General features: G+C 44.2%; 14 protein-coding genes. All 14 read right to left on the reverse strand.

Annotation, left to right across the window (positions count from 1 at the left end; all coding sequences use genetic code 11):
- Positions 1-23: 23 nt before the first annotated feature.
- Positions 24-1175: a Gfo/Idh/MocA family protein gene (locus tag J3P43_RS17960; protein WP_255905026.1), complete on the reverse strand. Its 1152-nt coding sequence runs from the start codon at positions 1173-1175 to the stop codon at positions 24-26.
- 221 nt (positions 1176-1396) lie between these two features.
- The gene (locus tag J3P43_RS17965; RefSeq protein WP_255905028.1) at positions 1397-3925 is read right to left on the reverse strand and encodes an L-rhamnose mutarotase; all 2529 of its coding nucleotides are present in this window, start codon (positions 3923-3925) and stop codon (positions 1397-1399) included.
- On the reverse strand, positions 3922-4971 hold the full coding sequence (locus tag J3P43_RS17970; protein ID WP_255905031.1) for a GntR family transcriptional regulator: 1050 nt from the start codon (positions 4969-4971) through the stop codon (positions 3922-3924). The genes J3P43_RS17965 and J3P43_RS17970 overlap by 4 nt, the downstream gene beginning before the upstream one ends.
- A gap of 2 nt (positions 4972-4973) precedes the next feature.
- Positions 4974-7391: a beta-galactosidase GalB gene (gene galB, locus J3P43_RS17975; RefSeq protein ID WP_255905033.1), complete on the reverse strand. Its 2418-nt coding sequence runs from the start codon at positions 7389-7391 to the stop codon at positions 4974-4976.
- 1 nt (position 7392) lies between these two features.
- Complete coding sequence (locus tag J3P43_RS17980) at positions 7393-8496, reverse strand: glycoside hydrolase family 130 protein (RefSeq protein WP_255905035.1); 1104 nt, start codon at positions 8494-8496, stop codon at positions 7393-7395.
- A 12-nt stretch (positions 8497-8508) separates the two neighbouring features.
- Positions 8509-11292, reverse strand: a complete 2784-nt coding sequence (locus J3P43_RS17985) for a family 78 glycoside hydrolase catalytic domain (protein WP_255905037.1) — start codon at positions 11290-11292, stop codon at positions 8509-8511.
- 277 nt (positions 11293-11569) lie between these two features.
- Complete coding sequence (locus tag J3P43_RS17990) at positions 11570-12472, reverse strand: sugar phosphate isomerase/epimerase family protein (protein WP_255905039.1); 903 nt, start codon at positions 12470-12472, stop codon at positions 11570-11572.
- A gap of 1 nt (position 12473) precedes the next feature.
- The gene (locus tag J3P43_RS17995; RefSeq protein ID WP_255905041.1) at positions 12474-13871 is read right to left on the reverse strand and encodes a DUF4974 domain-containing protein; all 1398 of its coding nucleotides are present in this window, start codon (positions 13869-13871) and stop codon (positions 12474-12476) included.
- Positions 13872-13910: 39 nt separating this feature from the next.
- Positions 13911-15467: a sodium:solute symporter family protein gene (locus tag J3P43_RS18000; protein ID WP_255905043.1), complete on the reverse strand. Its 1557-nt coding sequence runs from the start codon at positions 15465-15467 to the stop codon at positions 13911-13913.
- A gap of 17 nt (positions 15468-15484) precedes the next feature.
- A complete protein-coding gene (locus tag J3P43_RS18005; RefSeq protein WP_255905045.1) occupies positions 15485-16639 on the reverse strand; it encodes a four-carbon acid sugar kinase family protein in 1155 nt (384 codons plus the stop codon).
- 2 nt (positions 16640-16641) lie between these two features.
- The gene (gene pdxA, locus J3P43_RS18010) at positions 16642-17673 is read right to left on the reverse strand and encodes a 4-hydroxythreonine-4-phosphate dehydrogenase PdxA (protein WP_255905047.1); all 1032 of its coding nucleotides are present in this window, start codon (positions 17671-17673) and stop codon (positions 16642-16644) included.
- The gene (locus J3P43_RS18015; protein ID WP_255905049.1) at positions 17666-18607 is read right to left on the reverse strand and encodes a dihydrodipicolinate synthase family protein; all 942 of its coding nucleotides are present in this window, start codon (positions 18605-18607) and stop codon (positions 17666-17668) included. The genes pdxA and J3P43_RS18015 overlap by 8 nt, the downstream gene beginning before the upstream one ends.
- A 1-nt stretch (position 18608) precedes the next feature.
- Positions 18609-19757: an iron-containing alcohol dehydrogenase gene (locus tag J3P43_RS18020; RefSeq protein WP_255905050.1), complete on the reverse strand. Its 1149-nt coding sequence runs from the start codon at positions 19755-19757 to the stop codon at positions 18609-18611.
- Positions 19757-20899, reverse strand: a complete 1143-nt coding sequence (locus J3P43_RS18025; RefSeq protein WP_255905051.1) for a sialidase family protein — start codon at positions 20897-20899, stop codon at positions 19757-19759. Before J3P43_RS18025 ends, J3P43_RS18020 begins: the two co-directional genes overlap by 1 nt.

Genomic DNA, 20899 nt, shown 5'->3' on the forward strand with positions numbered 1-20899 from the left:
ATTGGTTAGGTTTTTATTTGCTCCTATTTAAGAAGTTCTTTAGATATATTGAAACTCGATAATATGTCCGCAATTTTAACGGGCAAACCTGTTTCCAGTGATTTATCCATGGCCTGTAGTAAAGCAATGGTTCCAATTCCCTCTTTCAGATCGGGATAGGCCGTAAAATTTTCATTAATGCTATCGGCAAAGTAATCCAGGTAATTTTGGTATTCGCCCGCATGATGACTTTGTCCCTCGAAACGGAAATAATGTTTCATCACGTCATCTCCCCAACGAACTACTCTTTCTTCGCCCGTCTTATCGGTAACTGAATATCTCAATTCATGGTAATCTGCCTGCGAAGCGCCTTCAGTACATCTCAATATCACACTCATGCCACTATCTCGGCTTGCCGGTTGGGTGGGCCCGGTATATGCGCCGCTAACCCGGGCGATGCGACCATCACTAGCTTTGAAAATAAAATGCATGGTATCGTGATTCTTCAAGCCCTCTTTAGCGCCGTTCGCACTTAACATTCCGTATCCCATCACTTCTTCGATATTGGGCAGATACCATCTTATAAAATCGGCAGGATGACTTAATCCACCATATAACCATTTAAACGATTGCTTTAATGCCCAGCCTTTTTTTAAGAACCAACGATGATCTGCATGGTAATGACTTTCAATGGTAATTAAATCGCCTAACAATCCGGCTTCAAAGTCTTTTCGCTGACGTTTTGCCGGCTCGAAGAAGCGTGAACTTTGGCCTACGAAAACTCTCTTTCCTGATTTCTCTGCAACTTTGAGCAGATCGTTGGCATCCGATAAATCGTCTATGAATGGCTTTGTACACACCACGTGCTTATTGTGCAGCAAAGCTTGCTTCACATGTTCAGCATGAAGGTGATCCGGAGTATAGATCGCGATAACATCAATTTCTTTGTCATCAAGCATATCCTGATAGCTGGTAGTGTAATGTTGAAAGTCGAATTCCTTCGCCCGTTGTTTACACATTTCCTCGTTTGCATCGCAAATGGTTTTTAATTCCCACTTTTCGCTCGTAAGAGCAGCAGATATTGTGCTGCGGCCTTCTCCAAGGCCTAATATTCCTAATTTTAGAACCTCACCCGCCTTTACGCTCTTGGCTGGCCCGCCCTCTCCTGAAGGAGAGGAGTTTAATTGTGTTAGCATAGTTTAAACGTCATCCGCCTGTGCTCTTTGCCAAACCCCCTCCTTAAGGAGAGAGTTTTTATGGATAAGCCTGACGGTTAATATATTTTTTAAATCTGTTTTCGAACTTTGTTGGGCTTTTTGACCTCACCCGCCGGCTTGTTTTTAGTCGCACCTCTCCCTTACTCTTTAGCTTCAGCTACTCGCTATTCCCTTTCACCTTTCAGCTTTTACCTTTCACCTCACTTTACCTTCCCCAGAAACACCCAGGTTTCCCCTGGTTTCGTCCCCTCAATTCCCTGCTGGTATTTTTGCATTAACTTGTTCCATTCGTCTACCCGCGGATTATTCTGAGTTGTTCTCGGATTGAGTTCGTCCAGTGTCTTTCCTTTCGGGATGCTGATAATGAGCATTAGCTGGCCCGCATTTTTGAATACCTGCAATTGCTGAAACTCTGCATTACAGAAACCTTTGGCTACTTCCGGCCACTGTTTAAACTGAGTAGCGTGATAATCGAGGTATTCTTTTTGCATCAAAGAATCCTTAACAAGATCAGCAGTAAGTATAATGTTCTCCCAATCCTTCACAAGCGTCGCACCGGGGCAATGTCTTTTTCGGTTGAACTCGTATAGCGGTGCATTATATATTTTCACATAGCTGCCCGGGTATTTGACAAGAAGTTCCTCTCGCATCCTTTCAGGATCTTGAATGGCACCATACGCTACCGTGTGGTTATTCCATTGATAGATACTTTCGCCGGGGAGCCCGTGTTTTCGCGCAATCTCGGCCATCGCTGCAATATCATGCTTCGTACCTGATGAGCCCACTAATTCCACAACCTTTGTCTTTTCAGAACGATTGATTTCCCTGTCGGACGAAACTGGTGCCCTTTCCTTCAGTAAATACCTGTACGGGGCCTGTAATCCCGCTTTGAACCGGATACTATCTGCCACCTGCGGGCCGTTATTCTCCCACACATTACCCGGGCCATTGGCGTTCCGCAGGTATTTATCGGATGGAGTCCAGTTATTTTTAACAGTAAAAAATGAAGACCCTTCATCCGTATACAAATAGAACCAATGATTCGGATCATGCACATAAGGTGCTTTGTAAATACTGTCGATATGATTCTCTACAATGAATGAAGCGGGCTGCGCAGAAAGCGTATAAATCGACGACACATCATACATATGCTTGGCGTAGCGATGGATTTTATTTGCAGCTATCCGGTTGTTACGCATGGTGTTCACAGTACGCGACCATCCCCAGCCCATCGAAATTCCGGTATAGGAAACTTCGGAAATATCGTTATGTTCAATCCGGATACCTTTTACATATCCGGCGCTGATCCCGATTGATCCCCAGTCTTCGTTCGTTACATCGGTAACCAGATTATTGCTTACGAGGACGTTTGTGCAAACATCACGCTCATCTTGCGGATTGTAAGGAACGTGGACTTCATGTGCTTCATCCGAATAAACACCTACATGTATTCCGGTTCCACCGATATCTTTAAATAAGTTTCCTTTGATCTGGTCATTGTGGGCACCTCGTTTATAATCGAGTCCGGTAGAAGCCAGATGCTCGAAACGACATCCTTCAAAACCGGTAGAGTTCGTAAAAGTTACCTCAACAGCAGCAGCGGGCCGCCCCACCCAAGCCTGATTTTCCATACCGGCCTTATCTGGGGTTCCAGGAATCTTGAGTTTATAAGCATCGAGCATATACATGCCCGACTGATGAGGGACATGTCCTTCTTTTGATGGCCGCAACCAGGTGGAATGCTGAAAAGACAAGCCTTTAAAAAAAACATAAGATACCGGTCTGTCTATCGTTCCCTGGATTTTTACAAGCGTTTCTAAAAAAGGTACAGTAACGGTAGCGGTACTTAAGTTTTCGTTGGTTCTTGGCCAATAGTAGATTTTACGGTTCTTTTTGTCGAGATACCATTCGCCGAGCTCGTTGAGGAATTCAATAGCGTTGGAGAGGAAAAAAGCGGAGTTTCCTGTAGTCTTCGAAATCCATGGAGCTGGCCATGGATGTTCGGACTGAACCCGACTTTCCGGCTGATAAAAGGAAAGCTTTGCGCTGTCGCCGCGCGCCTCGATCGATTTTATCCTTAAGTTGGCGATGGCCCACCATTGATGGATGAGCATCTCAATTCCTTTCGCTTTACTCACATCAACAAGTGGCCTGGGTATCCAACAGGTTTCCTCTTTATGATTCCAGGATAAAATGCGGTTCATCGTACCGATCTTAACATCCCGGGAACGGATAGCCTTATTATTATCGACCCAAAGCTGTCTGAAATCAAGAATATCATCGCCAATTACCGGCGCATCTGCAACCCATACTTTGCCCTGCGCTTCAGCGGGCAATCCAGCGACAGTAGCAGCTCTTTGCCATCCTCTAACAGTTATCCCTCCACTTAAAACGGGGCTTTCACCGGGCGCGGCCTTAAAAGTCGTGGGACTTTCTGCGGTGCCGGAATCTTCCGGTCTGACGAATAAAGGTTCGGACAGTGAATAGACCCCTCCCCGAAGGATAATGGAAATCCCACCTTTTATGGAAGGATCGTGCAGGCGTCGAAGCTCCCTGGCTTTTCTCAGGGCCAGGCCGATATCAGCAAGGGGCTTATCTTTCGCTCCCGAATTAGTATTGTTTCCCTTCGGCGATACCCAGATATCAGCTGCAGCAGCGTCAACCATCAGGGCCAATAAACAAAATACCAGGCCGCGCCTGACGATATAAATGATCTTATTTCTTATCACAATGAAGCTCGCAAATTAACAGTAAACGGCAATTCTACTTTTTCCCGGTAGTCTCTTGCTATCATTTCGGCAGCTAAAACACCCATATGTTTATAGTCGGTCGAAATAGTGGTGATTCCACTGAGTATAAATTTCTTAATCGGTGTTTCATTGTAAGAAATAATACCGATATCAGTTCCGACTTTAAACCCGGTTCCAGAAACATCTTCAATTAAACCCACAAGGTCCTTCTCTGTCAAGCAGATATAGACCACGCCAGGCTGAAGTTCGTCATCGTCAAAACTGTGAATGACGTCTCTATCGAAGGCGTATTGAAGACAAAATGAATCAAAACCTTCAATGATATCGGTTGGGTAATAACTGTCTTTAGGAAAAACCAGTTTGATGGTATGGTATTTACTGAGCTGATACACGGCTTGCTCAAGAGCCTTATAAATGTCTTTTTTAAAATTTTCATAGACACAGCCGTATCTTCCCTTTACACCTGGAAGGGCTTTATCGAGCAGGATAAGTTTTTCTTTAGGAATAGTGTCGATCAATCGCTCTGCTTCATCTGAATTATCAAGAAAATGAGGCACTATGGCGTAATGAGAATAATCGTCTTTTTGAGCCAGTAAACGTTTAAAAAGCTTAAAATCGTTATTATAAATATAGAAATCAATCGAGACATGTGCACCCAGACTGGCGACGAAAGAGTCATAAAAAACCTTTTTTTCGTCGCTGATCTTATTCATCAGAAGACAAATCTTAAGCTCGTGCTTTATCTCAATGTTGTTAATGAAATGTCCTTTTCCCGGAACTGCATTTAAGACCCCAAGTTGTTGCAAATATTTATATCCTTTATCGGCAGTCTCGCGGGATATTTCCAGATTAAAAGTGAGCTCGTTCAGCGACGGCAGCATCATGTTCTTCGGAATTTTCCCTGACTCAATCCCCTCTAAAATTGAATGAGCCAATTGCAGATACTTCGGCGTGGCCGAATGCATATCGACCTTGATATTATCAAAAAACTTGGTGTGAGTTGCAGTTGCATAGGATGACTTCATAATCACTTGGTTTTAATAGTTATTGACATGGGCCGCAAACCCTCGGATGTTGCCTGCAGCCTAATTTTTCCAGATTTCTCTTTGGATTGAATTATCGCCAAACACTTTCCATTGTATGCCATGCGATATGGCGCCTTGAACGACTCCATACTTGCCTGGTAACCATTATCCACCCCGGCGATAAAGCCATCACCTTTTATATTGAATTTTATAAGATTATTTGCGTTAGGGACAAGATTTCCATCTTTATCCAGCACTCTAACTGACACGAACGAAAGATCTTCTCCATCTGACCTGATCTTTTTTCTGTCGGCTGTTAGTTCGATCCTGGCTGGTTTACCCGCAGTTTTTATTTCGCGGCTTAAAACGATTTTTCCATCCTTACGTGAGACAGCTTTTAAGGTGCCGGGCTGGAAAGGAATCCGCCACATAATATGGATCTGATCGCCTTCTTTTCGCTTTACACCAAGCGATTTGCCGTTTAAAAACAATTCAACTTCGTCAGCATTGTTGTAATATGCCCACACATCAACTGTTTTGCCTGCTTCCCAGTTCCAGTGAGGAAATATATGAAGACCCGGTTTGTCGGTCCACTCGCTTTGATACATGTAATATACATCTTTCGGAAAGCCGGCTAAGTCAATAATGCCATAATACGAACTTCGGGCAGGGTAAGGATACGGATGAGGTTCGCCCAGATAGTCGAATCCCGACCATACGAACAAGCCGGCCATGTGCGGCAATTTTTTAACTACGTTCCAGACCGTTTCATGCGGGGATCCCCAGTACGCGTATGAATTGTCGTAGGCAGAGGCCGTGAAGTCTGCGTTGCCTTCCGTAAATTTTGTTTTCCCGTCTTTTGGCCAGATTCGCATACTATCAGATGGCATCTCGTAATGTCCGCGTGTTTGCAATGCTGAGGCAGTTTCTCCTGATATGAATTTTTGTCCCGGGAAGCGATTCGGCAAATCGGCATAATCAGCGTGCTTGTAGTTGAAAGACAAAACATCTAAGGCACCAGATTGGTAGATCATGTTCTTTTCTGGAATAGTTTCGGTAAGTGCGGAGGTTACAGGACGGGTTGGATCTAAGCGTTTCACATATCCTACCAGGTCTTTTGCTATAGCAATTCCAGTACTATCAAACTGCTCCCGAATCTCATTACCAATGCTCCAGAGGATAATTGAAGGATGGTTCCTGTCTCGTTTTACCATGTCTTCTATGTCTCTTTGCGACCACTCGGCAAAATCCAGATGATAGTCTTTGGCATTTTTCTTTTTCTTCCACATGTCAAACGCTTCGTCCATTACCAGGAAACCCATTTTGTCGCATAAATCTAGTAATTCTGGCGCCGGTGGGTTATGAGCTGTCCGGAGAGCGTTGCATCCCATTGCCTTTAGCATTTCCAACTGTCGCTCGGCTGCACGGACGTTAAACGCCGCTCCAAGAGCACCAAGATCATGATGATTATTTACACCCAGAAGTTTTAATGGCTTCCCGTTAAGGTAAAATCCTGTTGCAGATTCGAACTTAAAATAACGGATGCCGAAAGTTGTCTGGTAGGTATCGATTACCTTATCGTCGCTAAAAATGGTTGTTATAGCTTTGTACAAATGCGGATTTTCAACATCCCAAAGCTGGGGATTGGAAATTTGAAGTTCCTGAGAAATCTCGGTATTTGTACCTCCAAGCGAAGTATTTTTGGAATCAACCGATCCAACCACTTTTCCTTTGGGATCATAAATTATTGTCCGTATATCCGCTGTTGCGCCTGGTGACTTAAAATTTGAAACCGTTGTTTTGATACTCACCGTTGCAGATTCGGCACTTATTTTAGGGGTTGTGATAAACGTTCCCCAATGAGCAACGGCTATAACATCTTTTGTCTCGAGCCATACATTTCTGTAAATCCCTGAGCCGGAATACCAGCGTGAAGCGGGTTGTTCCGAATTATTTACCCGCACCGCGATCACGTTCGCTTCGCCGAATTTTAAATGTGGATTAAGGTTATACTGGAATGAAATATATCCATTTGGCCGTTTGCCTAGAGATTTTCCATTAAGCCAAACCTCGCTATCGCGATGTACGCCGTCGAATTCAATGAGTATATTTTTACCTGCAGAAGAAGCCGGCACTATGAAGGTCTTACGATACCATGCGATACCTGTTGGCAAAGCTCCACCCTGATTAGTTGCAGGATTTTTCACATCAAACGAGCCTTCAATACTCCAATCGTGCGGAAGACTCAATTCACGCCAGCCCGAATCGTTGAAATTTTTTTCCTGAGCTTGTTTTACATCCCCCAGTGCAAATCTCCATCCTTTGTTAAAGTTCTCCCTGCTAACTGGCTGTCCGACAACTGCTATGCTGGCAAATAAGGCTAGTATAATAAATGTGGATTTTAGTCTTATAGCGAGCATATTATTTAGTTGAGTTCACGAAATTGATCTTACTTTTTCCAAGGTCTTTAGAAGTAGCTACAGCTATACCCCGTTGTTCTTTTTTATTCACTGCACAATAGAAATGGTAAACAACACCTTTATGTTTTACTACAAAGGATTTATGAGCATATAACTCGTCATAGGGCTCGGACGACTGAACAAGGTTCTCCCCTGTCCAATCGGTCCAATTAACCATATCTTTAGAAGCGGCAAAACGGTTGAATGCTCCCTTTCTATCTTGCCAGAACGCGCCAAAATAGAACATCACCCAGTTATCGCCCATCTTTTGTACTACCGCATCTCCGGTTATTCCAACAGGATGATGAACCACAGGCTCGGGGTTAAAACGCTTCCAGTTGACCATGTCGTCCGAAACGGCCATACCAATCCGCTCGAACCAACGGGTTTTAATATTATTCTTGGCCGAATCGCCGTTGGCGTTATAATACATTACGAAGGGGTGCCCGGTGGTTTTTCCCTTATCCCAAACTACGCTGCTCTTAAACAGCTTGCGATTTTCCCACCAGCGCACGTCAGCATCTTTCGAAGTGAAGATGGGTTTTTCGAATCTCTTCCATTCGTGCGGGATCGAAGGATCGACAGTGGTATAGGCCATTCCGATGCTTAAATCTCCGGCTTCATAGCCCTTAACTGCCCCGCCAAAATACGACATCCAGTATTTTCCTTTATACTTCTTCAACTTATAATTTCCGCCCCATTTATTGTTCTGCAGTGCGATGTAACCGGCACGCTGTGAGCCATCCCATTTTGTTGTATCGCCGAACGACATTACCCGGCCAAGTGTTTGCCAGTTTAAGAGATCTTTACTTTTAGAAAGCCAGGTTTCATAACCGCGGCCATCAAAAATCACGTAAGTCATGTACCAGTTTTTCCCTTTGCGGAAAACACTGGGGCAATCCATCTTTTTAGAATCATCGGAAGGCACAATTATAAGCCCGTACTTATGTGGCGTTTTAACCTCATTATAAATCTTCTCCATCTCAACCTGAGACACTGTATCTTTTTGCTGTGCAAAAGCAGTGTAACAAGATGCAAGGAATAAAATACCTGTAATATATCTCATTATTCGTGTGTGCTATTTATTCAATACTGTAAACCGGTAATTTCCCGAACCCACCTTAATGATTGCTCTTCCTTCTTTATATCCAATCTGCTTCAAGTTCGCAGAATTTAATTTTGCCAAATCGGCTACTCCTTCCTTGATCCTGCTGGATTGCTGTGCAGGAAGATAGACCGTGGCGGTAGTATTTGCCGGAATTTGAACATCCAGCTCAAATCCATCAGCTGTATTCCTCCATTCCGATTTTATCATCCCGTAAGGAGAATCGTAACTGGTATTTGCAAACGTTACATCCCCAACTATTTCAGGTTTAATATCAATGTTTTTAAAGGCAATGGCTCCTTCAGTGGCGCGGATTCCACCAAGCCCGCTGTAGAACCATTCCATCAGATGCCCCAGCATCAAATGATTATTTGATACTGTTGGCAATGCTGCCCAGGATTCAGTTAGTGCAGTCGCTCCCTTCGCAAGCTGATAACCGTAACCAGGTACATCGCCGCGGCTGTTCATATCATAGATCACATCAGAGCGGCCTTCATTTTCTAATACCCGGAGCAGGTACCTAAAACCGATATCGCCGGCGGTTAACGCATTGCCTCTGTCGCGAATGTCTTTGATCAAGTTAGCGAGTACAGCTTCTTTGTATTCCGGTTCAACCAGGTTCATGAAAATAGCCATTGCATTGGCAGTCTGACTGCCGGTAGCGTACTGTTTCGTTTCTTTATTGAAGAACGTTTGGTTAAACGATTTCTTTACGTCGGCGGCCAGTTTGCGATATTTTGCAGCGTCTTCAGGTTTTCCCATCAACCGGGCAATGCTGTCCATGATGTTCAGATCGTAGTAATAGATGGCAGTCCCCGTTACACCCATTGGAGTGAGCTGAGAAACTCCCGGAGGCTTCGGTCCGAGGTCATACCAATCGCCTAAACCCTGTGCCAAGATGTTGTTGTTCGCTTTTGTCTGAAGATAAGCGATATACTTCTGCATCATGGGATAACTCGAAACAAGCGCTTGTTTATCGCCATACCACTGATACATATACCACGGAAAAATAATGCTGTTACTTCCCCATTCCGGAGAATCTCGAAACATATCTCCTCCCCATGTAAACATTACATATTCAGGCGCTGTCTCGGGCACCAGCCCACTGGGAAGTTGAGAGGTTTTCATATCCTGGATGTTTTTTCTTCCAAGATTCGAAATATCGTAGTTATAGCGCATTGACGCACCCATCAAGTGTACTTCTTCCTGCCAACCCAGCTTTTCGCGATGCGGACAGTCGGTAAACACGCTGGCCATATTACTTTTGATGGCCCAGTCGATAAGTTCATCTGTCTTATTAAATATTTCATTCGAAGAAACAAACTGGCCTACACGTGGAGCTGCATTTCGGGTATGCAGACCTTTTATGCTGATGATTTTAGGACGATCTTCAGGGTTCAGGTCATGCGGTTGTGCGCCACCCCTTACCTCCAGGTGTCTGAAACCGTAATAGGTGAAACGTGGGCGCCAGGTTTCGACTTCGTCTCCTTTCAGAATGTAGGTGAAATAAAAGGGGCTACCTGTCGGTTTCTGATTTACCGAACCATCTTCTTTTACCAGCTCGGCCGGAGCAATGCGAACGGTATCTCCTTTTTTTCCGCTCACCTGTAGTTCAATAATTCCTGATGCGTTCTGGCCCAGGTCGTACACCAGGTTTCCGTTGCTGAGTTTAGTAGTCTTTAACGGATTAAAATGATCGAATACTCTAAGTGGCTCAGCCATCTGAGAGATCAATTTTGGCGGGCCATTGACCAACAACACTCGTTTCCATCCTCTATCGTTAAAAGCCGGAGTATCCCAGCCCTTTTGTTCCAGATTAGCGTTGTAATCTTCACCTCCGTAGATACTTGAAAAAATTATGGGACTTTTATCAGATTTCCAGCTACTGTCGCTGATGATGTTTTGAGAGCTGCCATCGGTATATTCAATCAACACCCTGGTAATCATTTTAGGGTATCCGAAAGATGATTTTAATTTCCGAAAGCGTCCTTTCACTGGCGGAACATAGTGAAAGCCGTTGCCGAGCATTACACCCAAGGTATTGTTCCCGGATTTTAATTGGTTGGTGATGTCGAAGGTTACATACAATGCTTCCTTGTCATATCGTGTCCAGCCGGCGTCCAAAAAATGATCACCAACTTTTTTACCGTTCAGGCTCAGCTCAAAATGTCCCAGACCAGAAATGAAAGCTGAGGCCTTTTTTATTTTTTTATCTACCACGAAGGTCTTCCGTAAGAGCGGCAGGACGTTATTTGTGCTTATTTTATCTGGTTTCTTATCAGTAACCAACGAATGCACCAGGGAGTCCGGCAATTTCTCATAAGCTATCCATTTAGCTCCTTTCCAATCGGCAGCGGTAAATAAACCCATTTGGAATGTTGATGTAGGCGACCATTGAGATTGCCGTTTTTTATTATCCCAAACCATTACTTTCCAGTAATAGGTTTGGGCCGGCCGCAGGGCTTTTCCTTTAAAATCGATTTGTATTGAAGCGCTGGAATTTACCTTTTGCGAGTCCCAGATGTTTCCAAGGTTCTTGCGAAGCGTGAGTGCATTGTCTGAAACGAGCACACGATAGGCAGTTTGCACGGTATTTCTTTCTAAGGAACTAAGCTTCCAGCTTAATCGCGGCCTAAGCATATCCACTCCGAGCGGATTTACCTTAGATTCACAACGCGCATCATAAATCCGCAGGTCTTGCGAAGAAGCCTGTGCGACAGTAAATAAGCTTAGTAAAACTATTATAAAATGGCGCATGTGTGATTAAAAATGCGTCGACAACCAATGTCTTTTTGAATAAATGACAGCAAAAATTAAGAATTAGTTGGTCGGCTCTATACAAAAATAGACGCGAGGCCCCTTGTTTTTTTATACCAAGTTCTCCAGCTATTGTAGGATGTTATCTTTTGGGGAAAAAGCAGAAAAACCCCGATCCATCGCTGGAAAAGTAAGCGGCATGGAGAACGCCTTTGGAAACAAGCTAGTTGCAGGATAAGAACAAGCTTAGGAATGCACTTATCCGGCAATGAGAAAATCAGTCAGACTTTCCAGATTGAAATATCTGCTTCATATAACGTGTGTTTGCCGTGAAGTTTTTTCGAACATTTGTAGGATCCTTCTGGTCGCGGGAGCGTTCAATTACCAGCCACCCCCGGTAGCCGATATCATCGAGCGTTTGTTTTACTTTTCGCATATCCATGCGAGTATTGTTTTCAAGCCAAACACCATCCTCATCGGTGCAATGGATCATACAGATACGTTTTTTTCCAAGAATGCGGAGCTCCTGATGCAGATCCCTTCCCTCTTTAAGTGGATTTGAAAAGTTAAAGTAGATCTGGATGTGCTTGCAGTCAATATCCTTTAAAAGCTGAACATCTCCTTTTGCATCAAGGGCCGTTTCGATGCCTATTACCACTCCTGCCTTCTTCGCCATTTTACCGACCACTTTTAAGCGTTCTACAATAGCAGAACGTAATTCTGGGTTTTTAACCAGATCGCCCTGAATGCCAAGCGGGAGAAATCCCACTTTTACATTCATCGCTTTCATGGTATCAATACAATCCTGAACCATGCGCTGATAAGTAGGCCGGGTTGCAAAGGATTGGGCGTAAAAGCCGGTCATGGCCAGAGAACAGATTTCAAGATTCAATTCTTTGGCTTTATTCAGGAACTGCTGACGAATCTCTGGCTTAGCAAGCTGACTATCGAAGGTTTTTCTGTTACCAAGGCCACCCATATCAACCTCTAATCCGTCGGCTCCAATATCTTTTGCCAATTGAAAGGCACTAAGCTTCTGACGTTTTAAGATCATCAGGTCGATCACGGCGATTTTATAGCGCTGCTTTTTGGCAGCCATGGCCCAGGTCAGGCTTCCGGGGATACATACAGTGCCAGCGAGCAGTGCCGAATGCTTCAAAAATGTTCTTCTGTTTTGCATATTAATTTCTTTTACTTTCCGCGAAAACCTTTTCTAAGTCGGCGAAGCTTTTGATGGCATTTGATGGTAAGTTCTCGCCTTTAGGTCCGAATACGTACATCGCCGGGTACTTTTCTATCGTTACTTTAGATTCGTCTATTTTGCCGGAACCGTCCTGCACCTTTTTTATATTAAGCTTAAAATGTTTTGCCAGGAAATCGTAAAGGGCAAGTCTCTTATTAACCCCATAATCGTGGCCCTCTGTCGGTAAATGTCTATTCTCAACCATGCCCTGTTTTCCGTAAAAGCCGTAGATTCTTTGTACAAAGGGGAATTCTACTTCGGGAACCTGTTGTGTCCAGTCTTTTCCATCGGAGATAAACAGTTGCGGTTTAGGAGCTGCCATAGCGGCGATTTCGGCGTTGTTAGTTCCGCCACCGCAAAGATGTATGCCCATTCCGCTTTCGCAGGGACAGCCACCGCTATGGTATGATGAAAGCATTACTACGGGTACGCTTAAGGTAATCCTCGGATCGATAGCAGTGATAAGCATTGCCTGACTCCCGCCGCCGGATCCTCCGGTGATAGCAACGCGCTTAGGATCGGCGTTTTTAAATGATAGCATCCAATCTAAAATCCGGATACCGTTCAGCGCCTGTATAGTTTGAGCCAGTGCTCTTCGGTGATCTTCCGGTTTAAACTGCAAAAGCGACTCTCCCCAGGCAAACAAATCGTAACTAAACGCCATTGCTCCCATCTGCGCCTGCACGGCACAGCGATATTGGGCATCTGCACGGTAACGTCCATCACCAAAATGTCCATCAGGATTTAGTATTACTGGGATTTTACCTTTTGATTTTAAGGGCAGGTACAGGGAACCACTCACATATAAGCCCGGTAAAACTTCCAGAGCGACATTCTCTACGCTATATCCATTAAATATTCTCTTATTACTGCGGATCGGCTGACTACGAGGTTTGGCGGGTAAGGGCGACAGCTGCAGCGCCTGTAGCATACAGTCTTTTAATTCTGCTTTGCGCTTTTCCCAACTGGCAGCATCATTGTAGAAAGCCGATAAAAATTCGAGCTGCTGTTTCCCCTGCAGTGGGGTTTTGAGATGATACTGGAAATTTTGCAATTTATAGCGACCCTCGCCTTCTTTCGCAAAAGTGATATCCTGCGAAGCCAAAATATTGGTTAATGTCTCTTCAAGAGAAGGACGAAAGCGCCAGCCGGCGTAGGTCACCAACCGGTCTTTCACCAAATCCTCGGGATACCTGATTTTAACTTTATACCTGTTCTCCACCTGTGTGATCACATCTTTCAACGGAACTTTAAAGGCATCGTCGGAGGTTTGGGCGAATGATGTATTGATCATCCCTAATAAAACCCAAGCAATAAAAAGCAACTTTCTGATCATACTCTTATACTAACGCTTAGACGACTCTCTTAATTCTTCTTACCTTCGCTCTTCTCTGCTTTCTTTCCAGCCGCTGTACAATAAAAATTTGTCTAGTTTTGGTTTTGGGAAGAACAGACTTGCAAAATATCCCACTACAATAATTACAAGGTGACTGTAAACACCCAGCATTAATTTATTATGGGTGAAATTATAAGCGCCGAAATCAATTAATAAGAGTTCGGTACCGCCCCAGTTTATTTTGGTAGACGTGAGAAATGCATAGGCTGTAAAAACCACACAAACCCCGATTGCGATATTAATTCCCTGCTGATTAGCTCTGGCACTAAATAGACCGAGAAGAAAAATACCAACAATTCCACCGGAGAAGATCGCGTAAAGCGTAAATATGATACCTAAAATTCCTTCATTCCCGATATTGATGTAAATAGCACCAATGCCTATAGATATCAGGCCAGAGATCACCACTAATATTTTACTCACCTTCAAATATTTGATATCGGAGTTTTTAGGCTTCAATTTTTTATAATAATCTTCAATGCCCACGGCGGCCAGCGAGTTCAAATCGGCACTTAAGCTACAGATGGCAGCAGAGATCATCGCTGCAAGGATAAATCCAATAACACCCGTTGGAAGCTGGGTCATGATAAAATATGGAAACACTGCATCAGGACGAACGCCTTCTGGAAGCGGCTGTTGTTTATAAAACACGAATAAAGCTGTGCCGATAAACATAAACATGGTCCATACCGGAACAGTAAGTAAAATCCCCATCATGGATGCCCGGATGGCTGATTTATCGCTTCTGGCTGTTAAATAACGCTGCACCACCGTTTGATCGGTTCCATATTTTTGAATAGCATAGAAAGCTCCGTTAATCACCATTACGATGAATGTAAGGCGAGTGAAGTCCCAGTCATACGGGCCGAAACCGGTTCTGCCATTTTCTGATGCGATATTCCAGACGGCTGAAGGGCCGCCTTCGACCGAGAAAAGGATTACAAGCAAACACAATATCCCACTTGCAAAAAGCATAAAACCCTGGAAAACATCAAGCCATATTACAGCTTCGATCCCTCCCATCAGGTTAACGGCAATAATGATGAATCCCACCACCGCGATAACCAAATATGGGTTGCCTCCTGTCATACTTGAAAGCGCAATTGCCAGAAGGTAAAAAACCGTTCCCATGCCGGAGAACTGTCTTAAAACAAAGGCTATAGAACTGTAATATCTTGCTACCGGGCCAAAACGTTTCTCGAAATACTCGTAAGTACTTAATCCAATCACTTTACGATAAAGGGGAACAATAAACCAAATAGTGCCCATCAGAACGACTGGAACCATAAGACCCTGAACGAGCAAGATCCAATTAGAAGAATAACCTTCTCCGGGATATCCCAGAAAGGTGACGCTGCTGATCAGCGTTGCCAACAATGACATGCCGATAGCCCAGGTAGGCACCCTGCCGTTAGCTGCAAAGTATGTTTTTACCGAGTTCTGATTTCGCGAAAAGCGGAAACCAAAGTACAAGGTGGTGAGCAATACTGCAATGATAATAGCATAATCAATACTACTTAAAATAGGGTTAGTCATGTATTTTTCGGTTTATTTTAAAAAATCCAAACTTCTTTGGGCCAGCTGTAACTGCCGGGCTTTAACGTAATATACAGGTTTTCTATCTCCCCGGCACGACATCTGATAACTCCTGGCGCGTACTCGTTGGTTGGAAATAGTGTTTTAATATTCAAAGCATTAAAAATAGCGGTGGCTGTAGAACCGCCTTCGATCACCATCTCATCAATCTGGGCCTTTTGAAAAACATCCTGAACCAATAACGCTGTTTTCTCGCGTAAACTGATAGCATTAATGTTTTTTCCGTTTCTGGTAAGCGGGTTTATAGCAATCACCGCTGCGCCTTGTTGGCTGAGCTTCTGACTAACTTCCAATACGAAACTTTCAACCACTGATAGTGTCAATTCATCGGACAAAAACAGATTTTCGGGCAGATAATTAACGAGGCCTTTCTGATTTGAAATAGCAGCAACCCGCAATTGACTGCTTACAAATGCTGTACCACAGACATATAATTTATTTCCCTTAAAGGGCTGCGCCGCAACCGGCTCAGATGTTGGCAGGGGCTCAAGTGAATCAAGTATCGCAGAGAAAAAACCTGAACCGCCCGCAAGCAGCATATTTTCCCCGACGCAACCGGTCCACTTTTTTAAATCTGTGGTGTGGCTTACCTCGCCGACAGCGATTTGATTGTCGGCAAGCTGATCTCCGTGCTTTTTTACTATGATCGGGAGATTTTTAGCTGGCAATAATTCTACTACCTGCGAGCTTTTTGCCGGAAATTCGGGATCATCTTTAAATGCTGTTTGATCGAGCGGCTTGCCATGGATAAGATACTGTCCGTTTACAATAGTTCTGCCAAGAGCCGGATTGGCCGCAACCACAAGCGCTTTTCTGTTGCCGAAGATCTTCAGCTGAGCTTCAATTTCTGGTATGATATGCCCGCGCAAAGCCGAATCAACCTTTTTAAAAATAAGGCGAGGCTTGAGAGCAGCTATCTTTTTACTTACCGCTTCGATCTCCGCAACCGCCTCCGACTCCGTTTTGGACCGGGTATCCGTCGAAATAATCAGAAGGTCAGCAGTCGACAAAGGATTAACTTCCAGGGCAACCTCAACAGAAAGACCGCGACTCAGGCCAATCCCTCCAATTTCGGCTGCTCCGGTTAAATCGTCTGCAATAACAGCAATCATACTTATTTTTTATTCCTGGAGAGCTGAACTGCAGATTCTATTGCCAATACCATTGCATCGGGACTTGCAATGCCCTTTCCAGCAATTTCAAAAGCGGTTCCATGATCAACAGAGGTGCGGATAATCGGCAATCCCATAGTAATGTTCACGCCTTTTACGCTGTCCATCTGTTGTTTTTCCTGGTTCCATTTAAACCCGGTTAACTTAAAAGGAATATGGCCCTGATCGTGATACATGGCTACGACTCCTCCAAAATATCCGGTGGCTGCTTTTGAGAACATCGTATCTGCCGGAACGGGGCCCTCGACGTCGTATCCACGACGTTTTGCTTCTTCCACCGCTGGAAGAATTTCTTCGTCGTCTTCCGTTCCGAATAAACCTGAATCGCCTGCATGCGGATTAAGTCCGGCAATTCCGATCTTCAAATTTGTTTCTCCGAGGCTTATCAAGCCATGATGAAGCAGATCAACTACTTCAAGGATGCGGTCTTTCTTTACCAGATCGCAGGCCTGACGCAACGAAACATGGGTAGAAACATGAATTACCTTCAGGTTATCTTCCACCAGCAACATCGCGTATTTTTTAGTATCGGTGAAGTGCGCATAAATCTCGGTATGTCCGGCAAAATGATGCCCGGCTTCATTAACCGATTTTTTATTTATTGGCCCGGTAACGGTAGCTTCCACTTTACCGTCAAGAGCCAGCTCTATTACTTTTTTAACTGCTTCAAAAGATGCGCCGCCGGCCATTGCCGATATTTCACCAAACTTTAACTCAGGCAGATTAACGTTTTGTAAATCAAATACATCAATAGATCCAAATTGAAACTTCGCCTGCTGGATCTCCTGTATTGGATTAATAGTGGCTTCAAGATTCAACAGCTGGATAATATGGTTAAACACACCCGCGTCGCCGACTAAAACCGGACGGCATATTTCATAAATTTTTTCCTGCAAAAGCGCTTTAATTGCTATTTCTGGCCCGATACTGGCCGGGTCGCCCATGGTAATCCCTATAATAGGTTTTTCAGACATGCGATAATGGTAAATTGATTTTAATTCCTTCGTTAAGTAATAGTTTTTGTAAGGTTGTCCGCAAACGCACTTCTTCCTCCGGAGATAATGCGTGCAATGGCGGCATAACATTGGATTGACATAGGCCGAAATCCTGCATCAATACCTTTAATGCCCATAATGATTCACCTAATGATTTTTGTCCCTGATAAAGATTCCCCAGCTTGTCTGACTGCTCCTGGTACTGATATGCTTTATCGTAATCACCATTGCGAACTGCTTCCATCAGATCGGCATATAATTCCGGATGAAGGTTGCCTGTGCTTGGAATAAGGCCATCGCTGCCATTTATAAGAGCATAGGCAGATTTTGCTGCCCAACCGAGGAAATGGCTGAAATCTTCACGCTTTGACCACAGTTTTAAAGATGCTTGCAAGCGGTCCTCACAACGCTCCGAATCCTTCACGGCAACAATATTTTCGTGATAGCTCAACTCATCGATCAGACTCACCGGAATTGACATATTAGTGGTTGCGGGGATGTTGTAAATAATCAAGGGCCCTTTTATCTCATCTGCCAATTGCTCGAAATATCTCCGCATCTGGCTTTCAGACAGGGTATAATACGACGACAGAGTTGCCGCTACCGCATCAATTCCCGCATCTAAACACCTCTTTGCGAAATCAATCGATTCCTCCAGACAGTTTGAGGAGATCCCAGCATACAACAGGGTTCCCGGCCGCTTGTTTTTTATGGCCTGTTTTAAGTAATCTATCTTAACCGAAGCGGGAAGCGATGCCGCTTCGCCTGTTGTCCCCAGAAAAAAGGGCGAGGCATTGTTGTTGTACAAATGCGAAAAAATCTTATCCACTGCTTCATGGTCCAGTTTGTAATCCCGGGTTATGGGTGTTATTACCGGAACTATCAGACCATGATATTTCTTCTTAATACTCATATTAGTAGGCTGCTGTATAAATGGTTATTGCATCTTCAAGGGTGATGGGCCTTGGGTTATTTTTTAATAATCGGGTAATCTTCATCGCATCCTCGGCCATCTCCGTAATGCATTCTTTTGGGATATCAAGATCTCGTAACCTTGCGGGTATTCCACACAGGCTGATTAATGACTTTATTTTTTCAATACCTTTTTTAGCGGTGGTCAAATCGTCCTCCGCGCGTTCACATCCAAGCGCAATGGCTACTTCGGCGTACTTCTTGGGTGAGGCACTAATATTGAACTCCATAACATGTGGCAAAAGCATGGCGTTAGACAGGCCATGCGCCAGGTGAAACATACTTCCCAAAGGATAAGAAAGCGCATGCACTCCGGCAGTATTTACCGGGCCCAGACAAAAACCACCTAAAAGACTTCCCATGGCAACCTGAGTTCTGGCTTCTTCATCGCTACCATTCTGAACTGCCTGCACAATATGAGCTGCGATTAATCGCATTCCCTCATAAGCGTACATGTCGATAAAGGGTTGCGAAAACTTATTGGTGTAAGCCTCAAGGCAATGGGTAAGCGCATCTAAACCTGTAGCTGCAGTAATTGCAGGCGGCACACTCATGGTTAGCAACGGATCCACGTACACTGAATCCGGTACCAAAAACGGGCTGATGATTCCTTTTTTCTGATTGTCTTTATTGTCGACTAAGATTGCATTTGGAGATACTTCACTTCCTGTGCCGGATGTGGCGGGCAGACAGATCAGCTTTTTAGCTCTTCCCTTTAACAATCCTATGCCAACGATCTCTTCTAGGCTTTGTTCACTTCCGAGTTGAGCCGCCACAAGTTTTGCGATGTCGAGAACGCTTCCACCGCCAATTCCAACAACCACATCAGGATTACCTTGCGACACTTTTTTCATCAGCGACTTGAAATCATCAAACGATGGCTCTTGTTTAATTCCTGTATCAACCAGAACTGAAATATTATTCTCTTTAAGCCCGCTAATCAAATTTTCTAAAGCTGATAAAAGCGGTTCTATGGTAATAATCAACACGGTAGATGGTGTAACTTCAATGAGTTCTTCAATTAAAGAAGCTATGCATCCTTTACCAAAAACCAGCTTGCCAGGAAAATGTATTTTAAACTGCTGATCCATTAATCGTTAGTAATTTCTGTTGCAACCGGAGCTGTGTAGCCTTTCAACTTTGGCCAAAGTCCCTTTTTAATCTTCTTTAATTTCACCTCCGAAGGATCTATTACCGCATGCTTAATTTTAAGCCGGCGCCAGGTATAAATTACATGGAGCAATCCGTCTTTTGTTTGAATGATTGATGGGTAGGAATACTGACTTATCGGGGAATCCTCCAAAATTGCTGCGGCATACCATTTCTTCCCATTCTTTGATATAGAAAGATTTAAAGGAGTTCTGGGACCTTTGGCTAGGTCGCCGGGAGGCAGCACGTGATTATATACCAACGCAAAACGGCCATCTTGCATAGTAACCGCATCGGTGCCAGAGTTATTATTAGGCAGATTCGTTTTGCTTAAAGGTTCCCAGGTTTCGCCATTATCATACGACCATGACTGGATTACCGCGCGATTACGGCTTCTTGCCAGGATCTGAAGTTTACCGTTTCCGTGATCCAAAATACTTGGTTGGATGGCATTGATACCAGAATCAGCTTTCAAAGGACCGATCTTGCGCCAAGTCTTTCCAAAATCCGGAGTCACTTCAAAATGGATAAGCCAACTGTTTGGACCTTTATTTCCTTCGGTACTTGTTGGACAGAAAAGGTTACCATTGCTTAATAGAACGGGTTTATTCTTAACCGGGCCGAGGTATCCTTCTGGTAAAGCACGTGCCTCAGACCAGGTTAATCCGTGATCTTTGGAAGTGCGTAACCAGCCGTGCCAGGTACCCGGACTTGCCCCTATTTTGTAAAACAGCATTAACTCTCCATTTGGAATCTGATATAAAACAGGATTCCATGTTGGGTAACGCTTATCAGGCATAATGCCATTAGCAACGTTTTGAGGGGCTGTCCACTTACCGTTTTCGTGGCGGCTTACCCAAATACACACATCAGGATTCCGCTCTTTGGTTCCTCCAAAAAAAGCGGCGACCAAACCCTTCGGTGTTTCTACTATAGTTGCAGAATGTGCCTCTGGAAAAGGCGCACTATCGTAGATAAATTCGTCAACAAGTATCCCCTTTTTCCAGGGTTTGGTTTGAGCCGATAGAAATCCGGTTGAACTTATCAACAGGATAGTAATGAGTTTTATGGTGTTTGTTATCAT

Origin of the sequence: Paradesertivirga mongoliensis, from assembly GCF_024436395.1 — a bacterium.
GTDB classification, from domain to species: domain Bacteria; phylum Bacteroidota; class Bacteroidia; order Sphingobacteriales; family Sphingobacteriaceae; genus Paradesertivirga; species Paradesertivirga mongoliensis.